This window comes from Methylopila musalis (assembly GCF_042679725.1).
Lineage (GTDB): Bacteria > Pseudomonadota > Alphaproteobacteria > Rhizobiales > Methylopilaceae > Methylopila > Methylopila musalis.
Map to the genome: position 1 here is coordinate 439 of NZ_JBHTMX010000320.1, position 1593 is coordinate 2031.

General features: G+C 76.1%; 1 pseudogene. It reads left to right on the forward strand.

Annotation, left to right across the window (positions count from 1 at the left end):
• Positions 1-1593 (forward strand): annotated as a pseudogene (locus ACFQ4O_RS17185) (autotransporter outer membrane beta-barrel domain-containing protein); the annotation flags it as partial.

Here is a 1593-nt window from a genome sequence, read left to right on the forward strand (position 1 = left end):
GCGCAGTCGATCGGCGGCGGCGGCGGCGGCGGCGGCAAGACCAACACGGTCTCGGTCGGCCTCAACTCGGTGTTCAACGTGGCGGTCAGCGTGGGCGGCGGCGGCGGCGGGGGCGGCGCCGGGGCGCTCGCCTCCGTGACCACCACGTCGGGCCGGATCGAGACCCATGGCGACGCCTCCGAAGGCATCCTGGCCCAGTCGATCGGCGGCGGCGGCGGCCGGGGCGGCGACGCCACCGCCTACACCGGGCAGGTGCCGAGCACGAACTACCCGTCCGGCTCGGTCAGCGTCGGGGTCGGCGGCATGGGCGGCGACGGCGATGTGGGCGGCGAGGCCACCGTCTCGAACGCCATGACGATCCTCACCACCGGCGACCAGAGCTCGGCCATCGTGGCGCAGTCGATCGGCGGCGGCGGCGGCGCGGGCGGGCAGTCCCGCGCCGTGGCGGAGCAGTTCGGGGCGCCCTCGAGCTTCTCCATCAACGCCGCGGTCAGCGTCGGCGGCTTCGGCGGCGAAGGCAATGTCGGCGGGGCGGCGACGGTCCGCAACACCGGCGCGATCCGCACCGAAGGCGCGCTGTCCTACGGCGTGCTCGCCCAGTCGATCGGCGGCGGCGGTGGCGCGGGCGGCGACACCTCGGGCTCGGTCGATCTGAAGGCGGAATCGCGGCCGACCCGGATCGGCGTCGCGGCGCACGTCGGCGGCGTCGCGCGCGGCGGCAACGACGGCGGCGGCGTCACGGTCGACAATTCCGGCCGCATCGACACCATCGGCTTCGGCGCAAGCGGGATCGTGGCCCAGTCGATCGGCGGTTCGGGCGGCGTCGGCGGCTCGGCGGTCGAGACGGTCGAGGGCGCGCCGGTGGTCGGCGTGTCGCTGGCGGTCGGCGGGTTCGGCGGCAACGGCGGCAGCGGCGGGGTGGTGGACGTCACCAACCGCGCGATCATCACCACGCTGAAGGACTTCGCGCTGGGCATAAGCGCCCAGTCGATCGGCGGCGGCGGCGGCGCCGGCGCGAACGCCACCACCGAGGCCGACGGCGTCTACGCCATCGGCGCGACGCTGGGCGGCTTCGGCGGCGCCGGCGACCACGGCGGAAACGTCACCGTGCGCAACCTCGGCGGCGGCCTGATCGAGACCCAAGGGCTCGGGTCGATCGGCGTGTTCGCGCAGTCGGTCGGCGGTTCGGGCGGCAACGGCGGCGCGGGCGACAGCACCACCTCGGGCGAGACCGTGTCGGTCGACCTGTCGGTCGGCGGCTTCGCCGGGAACGGCAGCTACGGCGGCGCGGTCACGACCGAGAACGCGGCCGTCGTCCACACCCTCGGCGCGCAGGCCCATGGCGTGTTCGCGCAGTCGGTGGGCGGCTCGGGCGGCAACGGCGGTTCGGCCTCCGCGCCCAAGGGCGACGGGGACGCGCAGGTCGCGGTCGATCTCACGGTCGGCGGCTTCGGCGGCACGGGCGGACGCGGCGGCGCGGTCACCGTCTCCAACACGGCGAGCGGCGTGATCCGGACGGAGGGCTACGCCTCCTACGGCGTGCTCGCCCAGTCGATCGGCGGCGGCGGCGGGCCCGGCGGCGCGGGCCGCAAC